Source organism: Duganella sp. Dugasp56 (genome assembly GCF_047304105.1).
Classification (GTDB): Bacteria; Pseudomonadota; Gammaproteobacteria; order Burkholderiales; family Burkholderiaceae_D; genus Rugamonas; species Rugamonas hordei.
On record NZ_JBGLYQ010000116.1, the window covers coordinates 1 to 589 of the forward strand.

Below are 589 nucleotides of genomic sequence, written 5' to 3' on the forward strand. Positions count from 1 at the left end.
GCGCCGCCGCGCACCGCACCATAGGCATCGGTGCGCAGTTCGGCGCCCTGCCCGCGCAGGCTGCCGCGATAGTTGTCCGCGCTGTGGATCAGGTGGCCCAGCGATAATTCACTGGCCGCGTGCGTGGACCGCAACTGTACCCGGCCCTGTGCGTCGGTGTCGTCGAACAGCAGCTGGTTGTAGCCGGCGCCGCCGAACTCCTTGCTGCGCACGCCCCACTGCGCGGCGGCGTTGCGGTGGCCGGCGCTGTCGGCCGAGGCGCCGTGCCACAAGGGACTGTTGCCGCCGGCCAGGTTACCCTGCCCCGACGGCGCATGGTCGGCCGCCGGCTGGAAGCGCTCCGCCTGGTCGGCGCCGGCGCTTTGCGCGCCCGGCGTCGGCGTCACACCGCCCTCGCCCTGGCCGTTGTACAGCGCGCCGATGATGATCGGGCGGTCGATATCGTTCTCGATGAACTGCACCAGCACTTCCTGTCCGATACGCGGCAGGAACTGGCTGCCCATGCCGCCGCAGGCCGAGCGCTGCGCCACGCGCACCCAGCAGGTGGCGTCGGCATTGTCCTGCCAGTGGTAGCGGATGCGCACCCGCC

1 protein-coding gene is annotated in these 589 nt (G+C 71.6%); it reads right to left on the bottom strand.

Features of this window, described 5'->3' with window-relative positions; all coding sequences use genetic code 11:
• On the bottom strand, positions 1-589 hold a 589-nt coding region (locus ACCD07_RS32290; protein ID WP_413449693.1), incomplete at both ends, for a type VI secretion system Vgr family protein.